This is a genomic window from Spirochaetota bacterium (assembly GCA_025061835.1).
Classification (GTDB): Bacteria; Spirochaetota; Brevinematia; order DTOW01; family DTOW01; genus SKYB106.
Genome location: JANXAC010000003.1, coordinates 45,751 through 68,305 on the forward strand (window position 1 = coordinate 45,751; position 22,555 = coordinate 68,305).

General features: G+C 35.2%; 9 protein-coding genes. 4 read left to right on the forward strand and 5 right to left on the reverse strand.

Going from position 1 to position 22,555, the window contains the following annotated elements; all coding sequences use genetic code 11:
• Positions 1-95 precede the first annotated feature (95 nt).
• The 3 genes from NZ579_02215 to NZ579_02225 are packed head-to-tail and all read left to right on the forward strand — an operon-like array spanning position 96 to position 15,490.
• Positions 96-6,692, forward strand: coding sequence for a T9SS type A sorting domain-containing protein (locus NZ579_02215; GenBank protein ID MCS7298762.1), 6,597 nt, complete (start codon positions 96-98; stop codon positions 6,690-6,692).
• Positions 6,693-6,710: 18 nt separating this feature from the next.
• The gene (locus NZ579_02220) at positions 6,711-13,844 is read left to right on the forward strand and encodes a T9SS type A sorting domain-containing protein (protein MCS7298763.1); all 7,134 of its coding nucleotides are present in this window, start codon (positions 6,711-6,713) and stop codon (positions 13,842-13,844) included.
• 11 nt (positions 13,845-13,855) lie between these two features.
• Complete coding sequence (locus tag NZ579_02225) at positions 13,856-15,490, forward strand: hypothetical protein (protein ID MCS7298764.1); 1,635 nt, start codon at positions 13,856-13,858, stop codon at positions 15,488-15,490.
• A 1-nt stretch (position 15,491) separates the two neighbouring features.
• On the opposite strand, the gene NZ579_02230 is transcribed toward NZ579_02225, so the two are convergent.
• The 4 genes from NZ579_02230 to NZ579_02245 are packed head-to-tail and all read right to left on the reverse strand — an operon-like array spanning position 15,492 to position 19,700.
• Positions 15,492-15,878 (reverse strand): hypothetical protein, encoded by a 387-nt coding sequence (locus NZ579_02230; GenBank protein MCS7298765.1) that lies wholly within the window; start codon positions 15,876-15,878, stop codon positions 15,492-15,494.
• The gene (locus NZ579_02235; GenBank protein ID MCS7298766.1) at positions 15,875-16,204 is read right to left on the reverse strand and encodes an STAS domain-containing protein; all 330 of its coding nucleotides are present in this window, start codon (positions 16,202-16,204) and stop codon (positions 15,875-15,877) included. The genes NZ579_02230 and NZ579_02235 overlap by 4 nt, the downstream gene beginning before the upstream one ends.
• An 11-nt stretch (positions 16,205-16,215) precedes the next feature.
• Entirely contained in the window at positions 16,216-18,342 is a 2,127-nt protein-coding gene (locus NZ579_02240) for a SpoIIE family protein phosphatase (GenBank protein MCS7298767.1), read from the reverse strand.
• Complete coding sequence (locus NZ579_02245; GenBank protein ID MCS7298768.1) at positions 18,339-19,700, reverse strand: serine/threonine-protein phosphatase; 1,362 nt, start codon at positions 19,698-19,700, stop codon at positions 18,339-18,341. Before NZ579_02245 ends, NZ579_02240 begins: the two co-directional genes overlap by 4 nt.
• Before the next feature lie 208 nt (positions 19,701-19,908).
• Here NZ579_02245 and NZ579_02250 point away from each other — a divergent pair, with 208 nt between their 5' ends.
• Positions 19,909-21,357 carry a S41 family peptidase gene (locus NZ579_02250; GenBank protein MCS7298769.1) on the forward strand — a complete coding sequence of 483 codons (1,449 nt, stop codon included), beginning with the start codon at positions 19,909-19,911 and terminating at the stop codon, positions 21,355-21,357.
• A 203-nt stretch (positions 21,358-21,560) separates the two neighbouring features.
• On the opposite strand, the gene NZ579_02255 is transcribed toward NZ579_02250, so the two are convergent.
• Entirely contained in the window at positions 21,561-22,508 is a 948-nt protein-coding gene (locus NZ579_02255) for a ribose-phosphate pyrophosphokinase (protein MCS7298770.1), read from the reverse strand.
• Between the last annotated feature and the right edge of the window lie 47 nt (positions 22,509-22,555).

The window sequence follows — 22,555 nt, forward strand, 5'->3', positions numbered from 1 at the left end:
GTAATTTTGGTATGTAATTTGAATATAATGAAGTTGATTTTATTACGATACGAAATTTGCTATAATATTATTTTAGTGAGACTTTAGTAGGAGGTATGTTAATGACGAGTTTGAGTAATAAAGTTCTTTTAGTTTTGATGTTTGTGTTTCTGTCATATCATTTGTATGGGCAGATTACCTTTTATGAGGATTTTAATACTGCTGCCAATATCAGTAGTTTCACTGCTAATCTTACGAATGGTACCCTAGAAGTAGGGTATCCAGATGTGACTTCAGGATATTATTGGTTTCAAGAGTGGGGGGATTTTGCTTACTACAATGGAAATTTCTATATTGTTTGGGCTGATAGAAGGTATGATGGATACTCACAAGTATTTCTTACGAAAATGGATGGTAATGGTAATATACTATTTTCAACCAACATAGAGATATCAATGATTGCAACTACCAACTCAAATGAGTATTATAATTTCGCTATTAGCCCTACAATATCCGTTTATGATAACAATCATATCTATATCTCCTTTGGTTATAACTTTAATAACTTTTACAGAACTATTGCTAGTAGATGGCAAGATACAGGCAGTTCTTTTTCTCTTGTTTGGTCAAGGAGAGTTGATAATAACTTTGGGGACCAGATAGACTATACTCCGATCCTATATAAGGCATCATCAACTGTTGATAATGTTGGTAATTTGTATCTTATACAGGTGTGGCGTAGGATAGGTAGTGGAGATACGTCTTGGATTTCTAAGATAGACTCATCTGGTAACCAATATTGGATAAGTGGTATAAATCCCGGAACTGCTTTCATGACAACCTTTGGTGATTTCATAATAGCGGGTGAGGTTATATACACAAATGGTTTTATTTATGCTACTGGTCAGCATTGGATATGGTCTCCATCTAGGGACTTCGGTGTTGGGATAAATAGGTTATCAACGAATAATACCTATTCTACTTCGTGGGGTGGTGGTACTAATATTAGTGGTAGAGGAGTAGTGTTTGATTACATGCTTCATGCTGCTCCTAAGGTTGATCTTGTATATCTATCAGGAGACTTATACATTGTCTTTGCTGATAGGAGAAATGGTAATTCTGATGTTTTTATAACGAGAATAAATACTAATACAGGTTTTTTTGTTTGGTCCTCTCCGTCCGTTAGGTTGGTTGCTGGTGGTAGTGATGTTCAAGAATATCCTTCTATACACTATGATGGTTCTGGAAACTTATATGTTTCTTACCTTGCTACATCTGGAAGTGGTAGGAGCATAAGGGTTGCTAAAGTTGACCAGAATGGTTCTGTGTTAGGTGATGTATCTCTTGACTCTGCTTTGTATAATCCTACTTACAATATAGGACAACCTAAACTTTATGTATCTCCTTCTGGTGAGTTGTTCGTGTTCTTTTATGAAGATGGAGGGGTAGGTAAGAGAAGAGTGAAGGTTGCGAAATATGATGGGTTTGCTGGGAATTTATTGTTTGTCAAGGAAGTGCAGGATGTAGAGTATAAGAAAGTATCTTCAATGCTTTCTACAAGAGTTTTAGCAGGGTCTGTTGGAACCGCAAGTTCAGTTAGATTAAACTCAACTTTTGCTACCAATGGTCAGCAGATAAATTTCTTTACGTCGCCCGATGGTATCAATTGGTATCTTACACCAACGAATACTGTTGTGAATTTCACCAATATTGGTTCCGACTTGAGGGTAAGGATAACATTTTCTGGAGATGGTAAGAGTAATTTTTGGGTTGATAGTTATTCGTTAGAGGTTTTGGGATATCAAACTGGAGATATATTTGCTTCGACGAACTCTAACTTTACAACTTATGTTGGTAGCAATTACATAAGTAGTGCTCTATCTTCTCAAATAATTACAAACTATGTCTTGTCAGATGGTGTAAATAAGGCTGTTTTCCATTTGAGACTACTTAACATAGGTAATTCTAGTGGTAACTTCTATTTGTATGGTAGTTTTAGTAAATCCTGGTCATACGACTTTTTTGATGCTAACAATAACAATATAAAACCTCAAGTCAATAATGGAACTTATGGTGTTTCATTACTACCAGGACAATTCACTAACTTCAGATTAGAGATAACTCCTCCAAGTTCTTCGTATGATGGTGAGATAGGTGAGTTCTATCTATACACGTCTGCTACGAATGGCAATTACCAACACGATGCGATGACACTTGTTGTGTATGCTAGAAAGTATTTACCAGATATGGCAATAAGTAATGCCTCGGGTGTAATTGGGACTAATGTTTATGAGCTTCATCCTTCATCACAGTCATGGTCTGCTAAAGCAAATTCTAGGTTCTACGGGTATGAGACGGCTTATACCAATTACATAAGAATATTCAATAGAGGAATCCTAAACGATGTTATAGCAATAACTAACAACTTCTCATCAAGTATTGGTTCTCTGTCTGATTGGAACATATTGGTGAGTAATATAAGTGATAATCAACTAGTATCGTCTTATCCTTACTATCTGAATATAAATTCTGGACAGAACAAAGTTCTGATGGTTGTAGTATCTCCTAAAACTAACGCTACTACCAATGATATTCTCTCTTTAAGATTTTTCTCCTTCTCAACGAATACCAATGCAATCAATGATAATTTGAGAAAGGATAGCGTCATGTTTGTAATTACGAATCACAAAGTTCAACCTGATGTAGTAGTATCAACAAACATTTATATGCTAGGTGGGGTTAATGAGGGTAACTATGTATCTACCAATACTACGCTTACACAATCTATAATGGTTAGGACAGTCAATAATGTTGGACTTACATATTACTTTAGAGTAAAGAATGATGGGTATCAACCTGACACAATCTTTGTTAAAGCACAACAGATTACGAACCCCGGGTGGAGTGAGAGGTACTATACAAATGATGTTGAGATAACATCTTCTATAACCAATGCCGGTATTAATGTTTATTTACAGCAAGATGAATGGATTGACATAAAAGCGGAATACACACCAGATGGGACTGTTGATAGTGGTGTTGAACCATGGGTTAGGTTGGATACTATTTCAACTACATTCACGAATGCTTATGACTATGCTTGGGCAAGACCTAGAAACATAAAGGTAAGACCTGATGTCCTTATTGGAAGTTCGTTGTCAAGTATGATAGGTAATGATATTTACAACTCAACAGGTATGAACCAAAATACTTTTAATTTAGTTATGAAGGGAGGTGTTGAGATAGTAACGAACTTCATTGTAGTTCAAAACGACAGTACAACTGACCCAGATATTATCAACATCGTAGGAGATGTGCAACCTACAGGGTGGATTGTGAAGTATTTAAGTGCTTCTGATGATGATATTACTCATAACATAACTAACACTACTAATTTGACATTACCTCTAGGTAGCAGTATAACACTAAAGGTTGTTTCTTATCCTCAGATGAGTGTTCCTGATGATCAAATTGTTGAAATCAAGGTCAAAGCTTATTCTTCTTATGTAGCATCTCAAGAGGATGTTGTTGTTGTATCCAACAGGGCTATAAGTGTCAAACCTGATATGGGTGTTTGGGCACCATTGAGTGGTTGGATTGATGTACCGACTGTTTCCGGAACCTATGAGGGACAAGGTAGTCTGAGTAATAAAATAATAGCAGGAATGACTAATTCGTTTAGGATTAGGCTGAAGAATGATACTTTATCTGTTCAACCTTATATTCTTAAGGCAACAATAACCAATAAGGGAGGAAGTTTAAAAGACTGGGTTTATACTTTCAGGTCTGTTGTTGGTTCATTAACCAACGATATAACATCTCATGTTACTAACAATGGTTGGACGAATACATATTCAGTTGGACAGACTGTTGAAGTGTTGGTTAGTGTATTTTTGACTAACGCTGTTTCTTTTGATTTGGCAACTACGAATGGTGCTGTGAGCAACATGCTTGAACTCAAGTATGATTTCATAAGCGTTTTTAGAACTAATATTGTGGATAAGGGAATGCATAGTCTGATAGTGGTTAGAGGACTTCCTGATGCGTATCATGAGAGCTTACTTGTAGGATTAAATATTGTGACTAATGAGTTTGGTCCTGGAAACTATTCACTGTATGGTATAACAAAAAACTACCCAAGAAGTGATATAGTATTAAAGTTCAGGAATGTTGGAGACTTTAGAGATGTGTTTAGAATATATGCTACCATTTCAAATGGATCTCAACCGAACAATCACATTACTAATTGGGTTTTCTCGTTCTTTGATGAACAGACGAATGATGTAACTTATTACATAACCAACACTAATGCTGGTTGGACAAATACAATAACGAATGGCTATGAGAGAATTTTGAGGATGCAAATTGTGAATAGTAATGGTTATGTAAATGACAACGTTTTCTTTTTCTTCAGTTTTGAGACGGTAACTAAAGAGGTAAGGTTTGACACAATCTGGTATGAGGTTATTATCACACCGGGATTACCGGATGTTGCTGTCTCAAATATTTATACAGGGACTTTGAAAGGAACAAATCAGTTTGGTCCTGAAAGTTATGACTATTACAAGATTGAGACGAATGAAATAGGTAGGTATAGGATAGTAATGAGGAACATAGCACCGATACAAGGGTATCCGCGGTTTAGACTGAAAGCAGTATTGTATGGAGATACAGGTAAGTTTGATATCTACCATACCAACAAGGATGGAAATTACATTCATTTAACAAATTTGACATCAACACTGGGATACACTAATTATCTGAGTAACTATAACGCTATAAATAACTTTCCAGAGGATTATCTATCGGTTTATGTCGTTCCAAAACCAAGTGCTCTTCCAGGTGATAAGGTGATAATTAGATACGAATTTAGCCTTTACGATAATCCTGGTGTATTTGATTTCGTTTATATAACCAATCAAGTTGTAATACCTAGGGTTAGTGTTTTGTCTTTACCAACTTATAGTTCTAATGTTACTGCATATGTGGGTAAGTATCAGTCTTCTACTGGAATGTTTATAGTATCTAATGGTGATAGTGTTTGGGAAGACTTTGTTGTGAAAGCAACTCAATCATCTTCTGTTGGTTGGAATATAAAGTTCTTTACAAACTCAACTGATCTGTCTTCTTCATTCTTTGGGACTGGTTTTGAAACAGGTAATATTGATGGTAATACTGTAATGTTATTCACATTTACTATAACTAATACAACTGAACTTACTAGCGGCACTACCAATATTCTCAGCATAACTGCGAGGAGTAAGAAAAACACTAATGTTTCATCTACTCTTACTGTTAACATACTATATATTGATGCTGTTGCGGATATTTTTGCTAGGAATGAGGATGATAATGGTGAGTTTGTAGGTATCAATGTAATAGATGGTGCTATTACGAACAAGATTGAAATCAATGAAACTAACATTTACTATGTTGTTTTGAGTAATTCTATAAGCGTGGGTGCTCCTGTTAAGTTTGTTGTTTCCGCTGAGAGTAATTACTCTCCGATGTTTATTACCAGAATATTCTCGCATAATGATACAGATATAACTTCTCAAGTGTTTAATTCAAACTATATTATAGAGATTGGCTCAGGTCAGAGTTCTTTTGTTAGGGTTGTTAGAATACTGACTAACACGAATACATCTGTTGGAAGTGGGTTTCATTCATATCTTAGGCTTTCAATGAAGACGGTTGATGTGGAGAATAATATTTATGACTATATTATTCTAAGGGATGTTGTAGTTGATCCTGATGTTGATGTAAGGAGTGCTGGAGGTTATGATAACATATTCTCGTTTAATTCATACTTGGATAATGGTAAAAATGTAAAAACTTTCAAGAATACACCTATTTCAGTCTATTTGGGTATAAAGAATGAAGATCAAGTCAGTGAAAGGTTCTATGTTAAGGCTAATACAGGAAATTCTGTTTGGGATGTTAAGTATTATGACCTAAACAATAATGATGTAACAGATTTGGTTAGACAAGGTAGTTATCTCACTCCATTAGTTGGTCACGGGGAATTTTATATCATAAAGACTGTGATAAAACCTTCTATTGAGGTGAATCCTGCGGATGTGTTTTATCAAACTGTTGAGGTTTGGTCATACAAGAATAACTCTCGTAAAGATTTTATAACTAATACTGTTTCAATAGAGAGTATGTTCATAGTTGGCAAAGTGAGAGATAAAAAGACAGGTAATGGTATTCCAAATTCGGTTGTTGAGGTTGTTGATCCTTATGGTATGAAAGTTGTTGTTAAATCAGATACAAATGGTAATTACTCTGCACCTGTTTATCCTGTTGTCGGAGGATTGTATATGATGAAAGCAGAAGCAAGCGCATATGTGGGAGCATTTACCAATATTTACTTTGAAATAGGAACTAATATTGTTAATTTTGATCTGGTCGGTCTCAATATGACGGCGGATAAGGTTGATGTTAGAATATTCCCTAACCCAATACAGGTAGGTAAAGGTGGTAGTTTTGTTTATGCTTTAAACGAGGATACGGTTGTTTCTGTGTCAATATATGACTTGAACGGAAAACTGGTTAAGCATATTGCTAGGGATGAGAGAAAACCGAGAGGTGTCTATTACTTCATATGGGATGGGACGGATGAGAACGGAGCGTATGTTAAACAAGGTGTTTATGTATTTACAATAAATACGGGTAAAGAAGTTATTGTTAAAAAATTGTTCGTTAAGTAGTAAGTAGGAGGTTTATGTATGAAAGGAATTTTGTTTAGTTTTGTATTCATACTTATGAGTAGTGTTGTGTTTGGAGGTGTAATTTACAAGACATCTTCAAACACTCTTGTTTGGGATGAAGATTTTACTAGTTCAGCACATCTTGACTCTTACAATGCCTTTATAGGTGTTTGGGGTGGTGGTAGATTATCTATAAACAGTCTGTTTATGTGGAGATGGGATGGCCCGATAGTTGATGTTATTGCAGATAAGGCAAATTCTAAGCTTTACCTTGTTGAGGAACTGAATGTTTATTCTTCGTTTTACGGTGGAACACCATTCGTGAATAACGCTAACTTTAGATATGATGTTTTTGCTTATAGTTATAACTTTGATGGAACAAAGAATTGGACATACAGTGTGATGATGAGAACCAATACTAACGATGCCATTGTTTCATATTCTGGTGGTGACTCAAGGTATCCTGTTGCGACGGTTGATAACTATGGTAATCTGTATGTTGTATATTCTGATTTGACAAATAACATCTGGTCAATTATCGTTCAAAAAGTTTCTAATAATGGACGAATCCTATGGGGTAGTTCAACTCAGGATAGGGTAATTACTAATACAGTTAATTATCAGCCTGCAGTTGCTTATCGTAGTAATGACAATTCATTGTTTGTGGCTTATTTCATAGGTAACAATGTAAGATTAAGGAAACTCAATGCTAACAATGGAAGTGATATCTGGGATGTTCAGGTAAATACATCGTCTGGTGTTAATCGTGGTATTGATATGAAGATAGGACCTGATGGGTATCTGTATGTTGTTTGGAATAATAGCACTGGTGGGTTTATGAATGTAAGAGCACAGAGAATAGATCCAGTTAGTGGAAACAGGGTTAGCTGGGGTGGGACCCTTAACGATAAAACACTAAATCAACATACTTCTTATTCATCTGCTAACTATTGGTATGGAACTACGGAAGAAACTGTTGGTATTGATTTTGATGATCAAACTAATATGTATGTAGTATTCAAATACTTTAGGAGTGGGTATGGTTCAAAGGTGTTTATACAAAAAATAAGGTGTTATAACAATGGTGTTAATGATTTTGAGAGAGTTTGGTCTGATGATGTTAAAGTTGCGAATGGTGGAGGTGTTGCAGATGCTTATCCTGACATTGTTTTGATGGGTGACTCTGCGTATGTTGTATGGATTAATCACGGCGATGTTCAGAATGACCATGCTATGTTACAGAGAGTGAATATACATACTGGTCAGAAAGTGTGGGCTAGTGACATTAATTTGCAGCCGTATGGTATAACTCACCACGCGAGGATAGCTAGTGATGGAAATTTTGTTTATGTATTTGGTCAGATTGGGCTTGTAAAGGTTGATATATTCGGTAATGTAGTGGAATCTATAAATCAGATGGACAGGTTTTATACTACTTTTGCTACATTTAGGATAAAGAATCTGTTCAATCCTGATGTTGATACTGCAGTAGTTCCATTGAATGTGAGAGTTAGACCTTCTTTCTTGTCAAATTATAATAACTCAACATCTTTGTTCTATGTTAGCCCTGAAACAACTCCTAGTGGTGCTTCAGCAAACTATGTTGTATCAACGAATACAAACTCGCAATTGCTTCAACTTTCATCACAGAAAGGTAATGTGCTTGTTTTCATCTCACTTGATAACAGGTCTAATGGTGGAACGAATACGATAGTTTTGACAAACCTTAAGGTAGAGTTTGTTGATTACTATTTTGGTGATGGACTAATTGGTAAGGTAAGTGATGGTAGCGATAGGATTGGTAATCTTGTGCTTAATACTAGCGGTAGTGGTCAGAGTGTTGTTGATTATGTCTATAACGATGGACTCCAATCCGCTAAAGCGTTTTTCTATTTTGTAAACAATGGGACTGTGGTAAGTAATTTTAGGTTTAGAGGAACGCCAGGTAATCCTAGTTGGACTGTTGAGTATTGGCTTTGCACGAATAATGGTACTGAATGGGTTACGAATCAAAACATAACTTCTATAGCGACTGGCTCCGGTTTTGTAACTAATCTATCACCATACACAGGTGGTAACTCAAACATTCTAGTTGTTAGGGCTTTTCTAAGACCTTCTTCTGGTCTTAGTTCAGGTAGCACATACACAATCTACGGACGGATTGATACTCAACTTCCTGATGGTAGTTACAAGGAGTCTGATGTGGTTGCACTTCAAGGTGTTGTAAGTTCCTCAATACCTGATAACAGAGTAAGTTATGACAATTCTGCTTACATAGGTGATGATATTAGAAACTCTGATGGTTCTGGTCAGACTTTGAACTCGGTAATGGATGTTGGAGTAGAGAAGAGGTTCTACCTCATCATTAGAAACCGAGGTGGTGCTGATAATATAACTCTTCAAGGAACTGGTGGAGATGGATGGTGGAGTATAAGGTATTTTACAAACAATTTAGATGTTACATCTTCCGTTGTTGGTGGAACATTTTCAGTTAATCTCGCTTCAATGGCAGACTCTCCTGTCATTGAGATTAGAATCTCTCCTACCAATTCCTCTACTCCAACTAATACCGTTAAAAACATAGTTTTGAAATCTATCTCCCAGAGTGATCCTACTAAGGAAGATGTTGCTAGGGTTGTTGTTACCGCTGTTGTTACTAAATCCGAACTTGTTGTGAGGAAACAGGGATCGCTTGACTGGGTTGGGGCAGGTGTGTTTTCTACAAATTATTCTATCCAGAAAGTATCAAACCGTATTGATAACGGACTTACAAACGTTTATGAGATTTCAATAACTAACCTAGGTAGTTATCCTCAAAACTATACCATAAAGGCTTTCAGTAGCAATTTTGCATCTGGGTGGGATGTTAAGTATTTCTATGGTTCTTCTGACATAACTGCACTTATCACAGGTCAAGGATTTATTGTTTCAAACCTAAATCCTACAAATATCGGTAGTAACATAATCTTGCGTATCATTTCTCCTTCTACATATCCAACTGGTGCTAATGAGGTTATGGGAGTCTATTTTGTGGCGTATGGTGAAGGTGATACGAATACTGATAGCAAAAGAGATACAGTTTCAGTTGAGGATAGGCTTGTATCAACCAGACTTGATGCTATCGTTGTATCCTCGTTATATGGGAGTTACGGTTATAACTTAATAACAGATAACATATTCCTTCAAGAATTTTACACTTATACAGTATCAAATAGTGAATATACCATAATACTATCAAACCCATCTCCTTCATCTTTTGAGTTCAATGTAAGAATAACGAATGCTAATAATATTCAGTGGAGGATAGTTGTTTCAAATCCTTCGTCTGATATTACAGCAAGTGTGACAAATCCTTCTGGTTGGACAACACCAATTATTCCTTCAGGTGGAACATACCAACTCAAGTTATATGTTTTCTCAACTAATGAGGGCACAGGTTTTGGGGCTTCAGTTGGTAGTACTAATAGAGTGTCAATCCTATTGAATTCTCCTCTCAAGGCCAGTGTGGTAGACAGACTTCTATTGTATGTGGAAAGAGCATTACCTCCTGATCTAGTAGTTAAAAATACGAATGAATTCTCTTACAGAGGATTTAATCTATTTACAACTAATACAAATGTGTCGGATCAACTTGTGTATAATTCCTATCCTAACGATGATACAACATACAAAGAAGGGCTTTTTAGAGTCAAGAATAGAAGACCCGTTTCTGAAAACTTTATCATTAAGGTAGGTGAGTTAGTCAAGAATAATGATTGGGATTACAGTATCTTATTATACACGGGAAGCGATATAGATAACCCTGATTTTACAGCTTCATCTCATTGGAGTAATGTTACTGCTAACATAACTAATACTGGTGGTATTACTAACTCTGTTTTAGGTAATAGTGATGTGTTATTTAGGATAATTGCGAAACCAATAACTGCAACAAATAACAATGATACTATATCTTTGAAGTTTAGTGTAATTGGGAACACTACTAAACTAGAAGATGTTGGAGTATTCAGAGTAGTTTTCGGCGTTGGGATACCTGATGTTTATGCTTTGTCTGGTGTAGGTCAAGGGGTTATTAGCACGAACTATTCTGTGGCCTATACTAACTACTTTGACAAGGCTCTAGGAGACATAATACCTATATTCATAAGTAATCAAAACCCTGATGTTGGTGGTGATTTTGTAGTAATTGGGGATAATGATAAAGATCAGTGGGATATCGCATACTACTCAAGTTCTACTAATGATATTACATCTTATGTAGTAGGAAATGGTTATTCTATATCTTTTCTACCATCAGGAACTAACGTTATATATGTAAAGATAAAGGCAATACATAACTCTACCTATGGTCTGGGACAGACTACGAACTTTAATATTGCGGTTAAGAATGATCAAGGGGGTATAGATACAATTAAAGTTGTCTCTATCATAACTGATAGGGGAGTGCCAGACATATATACAAGCAGTGGCTGGAGTAATGTTTTTGAGTCTACTCCTTCTTCACAAATACTAACTACCTACATAGGTAAGGGTGATTATATCACTAACATTATTTATGTTGGTAACTGGAGGACTATAAGTGAAACTAATCTTCTTTACATTTCTAAGCCTGCGATTGAAGACTTTAGTATCAAAGTAGAGAAACTTGTTGGTTCTTCTTGGGTGGATATCACATCCGAAGTTACAAACTTATCAACGAAGCATGAGGTGGTCTTGGGTGGAACTTCAGTTACGACGAGGATAATTATGTATGCTGACTCCAATACTACACTACCTCTCAACACTCTTGCAGAAATTGATGTTAGGGTTGACTCGCAAGGTAAGTTGAAGGTTGATAGAGCAAAGATTAGATATGTCCTTACTGATATGGGGAGACCAGATATCTATTCAGTAGTATCTGGTGTATCCAATGGCTTTGACATTTATGAAACTACTCCTCTAATTCAAATTCAGGACATTGAAATAGAGAAAGGGGTTACGAATGAGTTCAATATTCTGTTGGGAAATAGAAGATACAAGACTGAAACGATGAAGGTATGGTCATCAGGTAGTAGTTATAGTGAGTTTAAGTTAAGATACTTCTTATCAACAAACGGTGTTGATTGGATCAATATTACAACGAATATAACTAACTCTTCAGGTTATACCAATCTTCCAATCCTGGGGAATAGTAATGTGATACTCAAGATTGAGGCGTTCCTTACAACAAACTCTACTAATCAGATTGATGATGTTTTAGACACAACTGTTAGACTATATTCTTGGGTAGGTGTTTCAAATGATAACTTTAAATTGAACTTCATTGTTAAGGATAAGAATAGACCTGATCTGCTTATCTCTAGTACTGGTAGTAACATCTTCTATCCTATACCACAGAGGATAACGAATACTATAGAGAAGGGCAATGTAATAACTCAAAGTATCATTATAATGAACGCAAAGAATGACAGGACTTCTGATTTTATACTTGAAGCGAATAGTGGATATGGAGATTGGTCTGTTAAGTATGTTATTGATGGAGTGGATGTAACACATTCTGCTACCAATACAGGAACTTACATATCCGCTGTCCCACCTCTGGGTATCAAAAACCTGGATGTTATTGTAACACTTGACTCTAATTCAACTTACACTCTTGGTAGTAATTATACTGTAAATCTTAAACTTTTCTCGTATTCTAAACTCGTTAGGGATGAGTTTAATATAACTTTTAGGATCATTGATCAAGGAAGACCTGATGTTTTTATAGTGTCTGAGCATGACAATGTCTATTCTCCAGATAATCAGTCAGTTACGAATAAGATAGAGGAAGGAGAGACATTGACTAATTACTTCTATGTTCAGAATGATAGGTTGGATAAAGCAGAGAATATCACTATACGAGGTTCTTTCAACACTAATACTAACTGGGTTTATGAGATAAAGGTTAATCAGGGTGGTGTATGGAATAGTATAATCAACGACTTTACGAATAATGGTTATACTGTCAGTATTTCACCTAGTAGTGTTGTTACAGGTCAAGTCGTTATTTATTTAAGTAACAATTCTGGAATACCTAGTGGTAGTGTCAATACTGTGAGTATAGAAGCCTTATCGCAAGGAAAATTAGTTAATGATTCAGCAACGATCAACTATCTGTTAGTTAAACCAAGACCAGATATTAAGGTTATACCAGTATCAAGTGGTGGTAATTTAGCGGGTAATAATATTTATGAGACAAACACTAATGATATTACAAATTCAACAGGTTTGGGTTATGTTATGCTTATACAGCCATCTATATACTCCGTCATAGTGGATAATGATGATGTTGTTGAAGATACCTATGTTGTCAAAGCCTTTGGTGAATTGTATGTATCAAACAAGTGGGCTGTTACAGTAAGAGACCAGCATGGTGATGATATAACTTTCAGGATAACAAACATCGGTGTTACGAATGTTGTTTCTGGGACGAACTCTTTTGTTTTGGTGGTTGATGTCAAACTTATAAATGCTGAGAATGTTGCTATAGGTGAGAGTAATGTTGTTTTCTTTAAAGTTGTGTCTATGAAGAATACTAACAAGACTGACTTTGTTAGGGTTATCACAGTCAGGATGGAGACTGATGTATTCGGGAAGGTTGTTGAGAAAGTAAGTGGTAGTCCGATATCAGGTGCAATTGTTGAAACTTATGAAGCCAGAACTGGAAAACTTATAAAGACAATCAATACTGCCAACGATGGAACATTCACTGTGAAACTTATACCTACAACTTATAAGTTTGTTGTTAAGAAGGATAAGTATTTAGTGTTTGAGAAGGTTCTTACTATACCAGAGGTGCTACAGCATACATTAGAAGACCTTGGACTGATTAGGTTTAACCTTAAGGATGATGTTTTGGATATTCATTCATTCCCTAATCCTGTTAATGTTGGTGGTAATGTTAGGATTGTTGTGAATGTTCCGAAGAGATCTGTGGTTAAGGTATATGTTGTAGGTATGAATGGAGTGCTTTTGAGAAGGATTGTCAATGCAAAAGAACTAGAGCCAGGCAAGTATAGTTTTGAGTGGAACTTGAGAACTGATGATGGTACTATACTCAAACAAGGTATATATTTGCTTGTCATTGAAGACGGTTCTGAGGTTATTATAAGAAGAATAATGATAAAATAAGGAGGTATTTTATGAAAAGAGTTGTAGTTTTTTGCTTGTTTGTTTTGGTTTCTGCTGATGTTTTTGCGCTAACGCTTCTTGAAAATACTATAGGTCCTAGACCTTTGTCGCTTGGAGGGGCTTATGTTGCGGTAGGTGGTGATAATGAGAGTATGTTTTGGAATCCTGCTGGAATACCGAATGTTAAGTATGGTTCGGTCTCTTTAGGTTATCAGAATAGATTTCTAGGGTTTAGTTATCTTGAATTTTATGGTAGTTTCAAAGTTCCGGTTAAGGAGATTCCTTTGCTTGACGGTGTTGGTGGTTTGGGCTTTGCTTTCTGGGGGACAGAAGAAGAGAGGTGGAGTGATATAAACGAACTTGATGGTAAAGTATATGCTAATGAATATCTTTTTGGACTTGGATACAAGAAAGTGTTTTCGGATGCATTATCAATAGGGTTCGCTCTCAAGTTAGCAGGACAAAGTGTTGATGATGTATCATCTCTTTCGTTTGTATTGGATGTTGGAGCAATAAGTAGTGTTGAAGGAGTAGGTATAGGACTTGCTATAAAGAACATAGGTATAGGTAGCACGAATATAGATATACCTATGGGGATATCACTGGGCGCTTTCTATACCATATTCAATACACCAGATAATCAGCATTCTGTGAGTTTAACTGGACAACTTGATTCTGTCTATGGTAGTGGTTTTTCTCTCAAGGTTGGTTCTGAATATAGTTGGATACCAACATTCTGGGATGGTGTTATAAGAGTCAGGCTGGGTTATGATACTCTACCTTCAAAAGATTTAGGTATCCTTTCAGGATTAGGTGGAGGTTTTGATGTATCGTGGTATGGTGCAACACTGAAGTATTCTTTATACAACCTCGGCTTCATAGGAGCGTCTCATAATGTTCAACTTTCCTATGACTTTGACTTTTTACTCAAGCGAACACTAGCACAGGATGATAAAGAATCTCCTACTATATCTTTGCTTGTAAGACCGAAGATGATAGTTATGGGTAATGAAAAATACGGTAAAATAAACATTGATATTGATATTGCTGATAATGTAGGTATAAAGTATTGGGGATATAGGATAATTGATAGTAGCGAAAATGTTGTTTATTACTATGACCTTACGAATGCTAAGTCTTTGCCGAAGGTTTCAAAGAGCATTGAATGGGATGGCAAGTCGCAGGTTGGATCTCCACTTTATGATGATATTTACAAACTTAAAGTTTTTGCTTATGATGATGTTGGTAATGTCTCGGAAAAGGTTGAGAAGAATATAATAATAAGTGCTGACCCAAGGAACATAATACTCATTCCTGATAAGCAGGTTATCACATCGCCTACCGATAAGCTAACAGTGAGTTCCTTTAGGGATGTAAGTAATGTCATCTCATATAGGATTGTTGTAGTATCAGAAAGGGATGGTAGTATTATCAGGGAATTTAAGGAAAGTGCTAACATAAAACTTACTAAGGATGGTAAGATAGCAAGTGGAAAACCACTTGAGTTTAAGTCAATCGTTTGGGATCTCAAGAAGAGCGACGGGGAGCTGGCAGAGAAAGGAATTTATGTAGTTCAAGGAGAGTTTGAGTTTGTTGGTAATGTTATAAGAAAATCCTTCCCTGCGGAAGTAAGAATTGACTATTAGGTTATAGTAATACGAGTATCCTAACAAATCCATTACTAAATTTATACATAACTAACGATGATAAGTTGTGATACATAATTACACCGAGCCCTCTGTATCTTTTCTCTGAATAATTGAGATATAACTTTGGGTTTTGTATTTTTTGGATGACTATCTCAAAATCGTTTGACTTAAATAAGATCAATATGCTTACCTTCTTACTTTTATACTCCCGTATGCTTATTGTTATCTTGTCTGTATTTGAATGATGTAGAATATTCTCAATTATCTCGGTAAGTATTACTTTAAGTTTATCTTTTATTGGCAGATCAAATCTCAATCTGTCTATAAATTCATTTATCAAGAATATCCCTTTTTTATTGTTGCGTATTTCTATAAGAAACTTCATTTTACATCTGATAGTGAGAATACAATATTGAACATATCCTTGAAACCCGTTGAATTGATTGCTTCAAGTGCTACTGATGATGGTGATAGGATGAACACCTTAAAACCTTTTTCTTCTCCTTTCTCAATGGCATACATTATGGTTCCGAGCCCAGCAGATGAAAGGATATCAACCTCGCTTAAGTCAATACAGACACTCTTTTTTTCAATAGCATCGTATAGTTGTTTTTGAAAGTCATCGTAGGTGTAGGAATTTATACTTCCCTTTGCCTTTATAAGGATGAATTTGCCCTCATCAGAAACATTGATAAATAACTTCTTTTCCATACAAGCCTCCCTTAAGATAGTTTAAAGACAACTAAACTAATATCATCCTCAATTTTTCTATTGACGAAATTATACCAAGTATCAAATAGTTTGTCTAGTATTTCTCTGGAATTTTTATTTTCCGATAGTTTTATGATATTTTCCGTTATAGATAGTGGGAAGGTAGTTCCTTCTAGTGACTTTGCTCCTGTGTATCCATCGGTTGCTATCACAACTATATCGTTCTTGTTAAGTGATACTTTGTTTATCTGTATATACTTTGAGATGTCTTTCACAAATCCTAAGACTTTCCCTTCACCTTGTATTTGTGATATACTCTTGAGCTTTGAGGAATAGTGCCACATTGCTGGTATGCCTGCGTTTATAAAGAACATTTCTTTCTGTTGAGTGTCAACGAGTATAAAAACTCCGCTAAAGAATGTTCCCTTTGGTAGGTTTTCCTTTATAATTTTGTTAAGTTCCTCAACCATTCCTTTGAAGTTAAGTTTATTTCTTATTAGAGTATATATTGATGATTTCAAGACCACCATTGACATACTTGCTGTGAGCCCCTTGCCAGATATGTCTCCTATAACGATTAAATATCTGTTTTTTATTTTTATAACATCCACAAAGTCGCCACCTAAACCACTACTCGTTCTTGTTATATACTCAAAATCTAGCTCTGCTGGGTTTGGTTTCTTGATATTATGAAGTATTGTCTCGGTGATTGTCCTACTCATCTCAATCTCTCTATTCACTGTTATAGTTATCTTTTGCTTCTTTAAGTTTTTGAGTATATATGCTATCGTGAAGAGTGTTGGATATATCGTTTGTAGTGCCTTGTAGTCATAGTTATCGTATGTTCTACCATTTTCTTTCTCACCGAGCGACAATAACATTATTGTTTGAGTTCCATCTTTCACTAATATGATAACTTCTGATGATAGTTTTTTAAACATATCCTGTATTACATCAGCATTCGTTTTTAGGATTGGATCAGATATGATTTCGGAGCTTAGAAAAACGGTCTTGTTCCCGTAGCTTGAGAGTATCTCAATTACCTTAAGATTCTTGTCTAAACTTTCTTCCGTGTTTGTTTCAGTATAGATATTTTCTAAAAGTCCAACCTCATTCTCTACAAAGAGATTTATTTTTGTTGAGGATATGTTTTCTCTTAGTGACTTTACGAGTTTATCTACTATTTCTTCTTGTGGTTTTGTTAAATCAATTGAGTTTATATCATTCAGCAGTGTCTCAATATAGTTTGACTTGAACTTGAGGATTTTTCTTATGAACTTATTTAGGTAGTTGCCTATCAGAATTAGTATTGAAAGTAGTAGAAATATTGATAGGGGGAATACATTCGCTAGTGATGTTGAGTAGTTTGATATTACTTTCAGTGTTATTCCACCTATAGCTCCTAAGACTATTATTGAAACTACTACAACTATGGTATTATATATTGCGGATGTTATGTTGAAGAGTTTAGTTCTTGTTATTGCGTAGGCTAATGATCCAGCGAGTACGAATCCCAGTAACGATGATAAGTAGTAGTATCTGAATGTTTTTAGGAGTATAGGTATTACCATCGCTATAAACACTGCTAGTAGTAATGATAGAGCTGTTCCTATCACTATAAGTGTTGTTTGAAGTTTGAAAATCTTATGTTTGGTTCTTACTGCTTTTACTATGCCTATTAACGATGATACTACTAATAGCCCAGTAGCAACAGAAGTGTAGAGTCTGTAGTATTGCCCCTCGAGTCGGTATATTATCCCTTCTCGCTGTTCGGCTCCAACTATTACCGAGTCTGTCATGAAAAGTATATAAACAACTATTCCTACTGCACCCAAAAGCAATAGATCTAACAGTTTCAGATCCTTCTCTTCAGGAAAAGAGACCATCAATCTTAGTATTGATAAGTTTGCTATCACCATCATAAGTGATGTAAGTCTTAAAGATGCATTTGTTATTTCAAGTGCATTCATCTTAGCAGAATCCCAAGAGATACCGATAAATAAAGTGATAAGTGAAGAAGACATTATCGTTATGAAAATTATTCTAGTATTTATTAATTTGGGACTCTTAAGGAATATAAACCATCCTAGTATCTGAAGAGTAATGAAAGCAGAATAAGGAATTAAACTTTCACTCATGCTACTCCTCCTTTTTTGATAATGATGTATGTGAGGTCATCTGAAAGTTTTGAAGATGACAAGAAATCTTTGAGATCCTCTCTTATGATTCTGGATACTTCTTCAGACTTTTTTGTATAGTTTGATATTAGAAGGTTTTTCAGTCTGCCTGTGTTTTGATATTCTTCATCATAATTGTTTTTGGCTTCTAAAATTCCATCGGAGGTAAGAAATAATAGATCTCCTTCTTTCAGTTTGTATCGTGATGTTTGAAATTCTGGTAAGTCTATTATTCCCAAGGGTGGTAAATCTACCTGAAATTCTTGGATATTACCATCTCTTACTAATAAGATTCTTGGCATTGCGGAATTCACAAATTCAATTTCCCCATTTTCAGGGTTACATAATAACAAGATTATAGTTGTATATTTGCCTTCAAACTCCAGATCCTTTATGGTTCTATCAACTTCGTATATTATTTCTTTTAATGTTTTGTTTCTATTTATCTTTATAGCATTTACTATAACTGCCATAAGTAAGGATGCGTTCAAGCCTTTACCAGAAACATCTCCTATTACAAACAGATACTTCTCATCTTGAAGAGGTATTATATGATAATAATCACCGCTTACGCTCACAAGTGGTTCAAAAGATATACTAACATCAAGCCCTTTGATAGGTGGTATAGTTTCTGGTAGGAATACTTTTTGTATCTTTGATAGTAGTTCCCATTCATGTGATAGTGTAGATACTTTAAACATGTTTTCAATTATCTCTCTTCTCTTTGTGAATTTAATTATTTCGCTATACATCTCTTCAAACAACGATGGATTAATTATAGATATATACCTTGATATGAAAAACAACTCAAATTGATTATGTTTGAGTAGAATTGCTACTATTTCATTTGAACCACCGTTTATAATTTCTCTTTCAGTATATTTATTCACTCCTTCTTCTTTTATTAAAGAGGTTAAGTTTTTCATAATGTTCTCATCTTCAAATAATCTTGAAGGACTTTTGTAAATGACCTTATTATTTTCTATCCATAGTAAAAAGATATTCGCTTCAACTTCAATGAATCTTTTAATGAGATTAACAAATTCACTATCAGATATAGTTGTTTCTAACTGTTGGATAAACTTGTTAATAGGTTTATTCCACTTATTGTATATTATTAGGTCAAGTAGAAGTCTAGATAATCTTTCGGATAGAGGGTTAAAAACATAGTACATAAGTGATATTAGCAGTCCGTTGATAATGATGAAGGATATGTTTTCAAGACTTTTGGTGTATATAAAGGCTATGTAGAATACCGAAAAGAGTAGTAGTATTGATACTCCTTGAGAAATGTATTTTATGAAAATGGAATATTTCATGGACGCACTAAATCTTAAATATTATTCTGTAGCTTTTCAACAAACCTATTTAGTAAAACCTAAAGTTTTAGAGTTTAAGAGGATAGGTTTCTAAAAAGTGAAGTATGTGGATAGTTGGAAGGTTAAGAGATTCTTAGTATTTGCAGGTATGTTTAAAAATTTTGGACTTTACTGTTGACATTGTAATTATTTATATTATACTACAAGGATGTTAAGAGGTATATTTATGCTTATGAGAAAATACCCCTTCAGATTTATCTTTGGTGTGGTTTTAGTTGCAATTTTGGTAATAATTTTCTTTTCATACTCTCAAATATTTGGTAACAAAGGTATATTTTCGTCATTCTCAAAAGATGATGACTACTATTACTACCTAGAGATGTTGAATTCTGTCTATAACCTTATAAAAGACGGGTATGTTGATGGGGATAAGGTTGATGCGAAGAAGTTGTTTCATGGTGCTATAAAGGGGATGCTAGAAAGTCTTAATGATCCACACACTGCTTTTTTAAGTGAAGATGATTTTAAGGAACTTACAGTTGAGACAAGTGGTAAGTTTGGTGGTTTAGGAATACATATATCATCAAAGGATGGGTACATTTACATAATATCTCCTATTGAGGACACACCTGCTTTCAGAGAAGGTCTTAAACCTGGAGACTATATAATCTCCATAAACGGCGAAACCACTAAAGGTATGAGTGTTGAGAAAGCTGTCAAACTCTTGAGAGGAACGCCCGGGACAAGAGTTACGATAACTATAAAAAGAAATGACGAAATATTTGAAAAAACTCTTACAAGAGAGATCATAAATATACCAACTATAAGATGGGGATGGGTTTCAGAGGAAAAAGGTATAGCTTTTATAAGAATACTTCAGTTTTCTGGGACTACTTATGATTCGTTTGTGAATGCTATTGACAAGATAAAAAAGAGTGATACTCAACTTAAGAGTTTGATACTTGATCTGAGGTATAACCCTGGGGGATTGCTTGATGAGGTATTGAAGATCCTTGATGTTATGGTACCTGAGGGATTACTACTTGAGACGAGAGGAAGGATAATGGGTAGTGATCAGCGAACTTATGCTTCGGGAAAGAAACCTATAATACCTCTAAACATTCCTATCGTAGTTTTGATAAATGAAGGTTCTGCTTCTGCTTCGGAGATACTTGCTGGGGTCTTGCAAGATACGCATAGAGCAGTGGTTGTTGGAACTAAGAGTTTCGGTAAGGGGTCTGTTCAAACTATAAGGCAACTACCAGATGGCTCAGGATTAAGAATAACAATAGCACGATATTACCTACCTTCAGGTAAAACACCTGATAAGGAAGGTATAGTCCCTGATGTTGTCGTTGAGACAACCAAAATAACGAAAGAGCTGGAGGAAAAAATATCCATCATTGAGAGAGAAGGTTATATCAAGGAATATATGAAGAACAAAAGCGAGGTAACAGAACAGGATATACAGAATATTAGTAAGTTGTTGCAAGAAAAAGGTATAAAACTTGATAAAAAGGTAATAAAGATACTGGCTAATCGCGAGGTTCCTAGAATACAAGTGTTTGATCCGGATGATGAGTACGTTCAGAAAGCAATAGAGGTATTAGAGGATTACAAAAAGTATAGCAAACCTCTGGTCTTCTATAAGAAGTAGAAGATATAATCTTGAACATAAAGAATAGGGAAATTAACAATTTGTGATTCTTCTAAAATAAAACCATTTGATGCCTTTTTAGGTTATTTGCTCTGGTAGTTTGAATTTTTAATTTTCAAACAGAGTTTTACTTGTTTAGAAATGTTTTAAAGTTGGGATTAAGTTTTGTTAGAACCAAGTTGATATTGAAGTTTCTACTATACCTACTTCTTCACGAACAAGGAGCTTACTGAACTGTTTGTGTGAGTTCTTGATATCGCTTCAGCAAAAAGTTTATAAACGCTTAAAACTTTAATTTTTGGTAACATTTTTTCTTCTGGTATAGGTATTGTATCAGTTACAACTACTTCGTCTATTGCATCATCCAGTAGTTTTTCTTTTGCGTTTCCTGAAAGGACTGGATGTGTCGCCATTACAATAACCTTCTTTGCTCCTTCATCTTTGAGTTTTCTAGCAGCCTTGGCAACAGTGCCCCCAGTGTCAATTATATCATCAATCAAAACAGCATTTTTACCCTTTACTTCACCAACAAGGTTCATAACTTCAGCGATGTTATACCCAGTTCTTCTCTTATCAATTATTGCAATGTTTAGGTCAAGGAATGATGCTAGGAATCTTGCTCTCTTAACTCCTCCCATGTCAGGTGCTACAACAACGAAATCACTTATGTCCTCATAGTTCTCTTTTAGGTAGTCAATGAAGACAGGAAAAGCGTAAAGATGGTCAACAGGTATGTCAAAGAAGCCTTGTATCTGGTCGGCGTGTAAGTCCATAGTCAAAACTCTATTTGCTCCAGCAGTCGTTATAAGATTTGCTACTAACTTTGCTGTAATAGGTACTCTAGGTTCTGCTTTTCTATCTTGTCTAGCATATCCAAAGTATGGTATAACTGCCGTTATTCTGTCTGCGGATGCTCTCTTAGCAGCATCAATCATTATAAGCAATTCCATCAGGTTTTGATTAGATGGATTACAAGTTGATTGAATGATGAAAATATCACTACCTCTTATACTTTCTTCTATCTTGACGAATATCTCACCATCAGCGAATTCGGTTATGAGAGTATTCCCAAGTTCAAGTCCAAGATAATCTGCTATCTTTTTAGCAAGAGATGAGTTTGACCTACCACTTAAGACAACAACATCACTCATACTGGACTGAATTATAAAACCTTCGGAGTTTAAATATAAACTTTGAA

Bases quoted from the DNA above. Each gene is read 5' to 3' on its own strand.
- NZ579_02220 (MCS7298763.1), top strand. From the start codon at position 6,711: ATGAAAGGAATTTTGTTTAGTTTTGTATTCATACTTATGAGTAGTGTT.
- NZ579_02245 (MCS7298768.1), bottom strand. From the start codon at position 19,700: ATGAAATATTCCATTTTCATAAAATACATTTCTCAAGGAGTATCAATA.
- NZ579_02230 (MCS7298765.1), bottom strand. From the start codon at position 15,878: ATGAAGTTTCTTATAGAAATACGCAACAATAAAAAAGGGATATTCTTG.
- NZ579_02215 (MCS7298762.1), top strand. From the start codon at position 96: ATGTTAATGACGAGTTTGAGTAATAAAGTTCTTTTAGTTTTGATGTTT.
- NZ579_02225 (MCS7298764.1), top strand. From the start codon at position 13,856: ATGAAAAGAGTTGTAGTTTTTTGCTTGTTTGTTTTGGTTTCTGCTGAT.
- NZ579_02240 (MCS7298767.1), bottom strand. From the start codon at position 18,342: ATGAGTGAAAGTTTAATTCCTTATTCTGCTTTCATTACTCTTCAGATA.
- NZ579_02250 (MCS7298769.1), top strand. From the start codon at position 19,909: ATGTTAAGAGGTATATTTATGCTTATGAGAAAATACCCCTTCAGATTT.
- NZ579_02235 (MCS7298766.1), bottom strand. From the start codon at position 16,204: ATGGAAAAGAAGTTATTTATCAATGTTTCTGATGAGGGCAAATTCATC.
- NZ579_02255 (MCS7298770.1), bottom strand. From the start codon at position 22,508: ATGAGTGATGTTGTTGTCTTAAGTGGTAGGTCAAACTCATCTCTTGCT.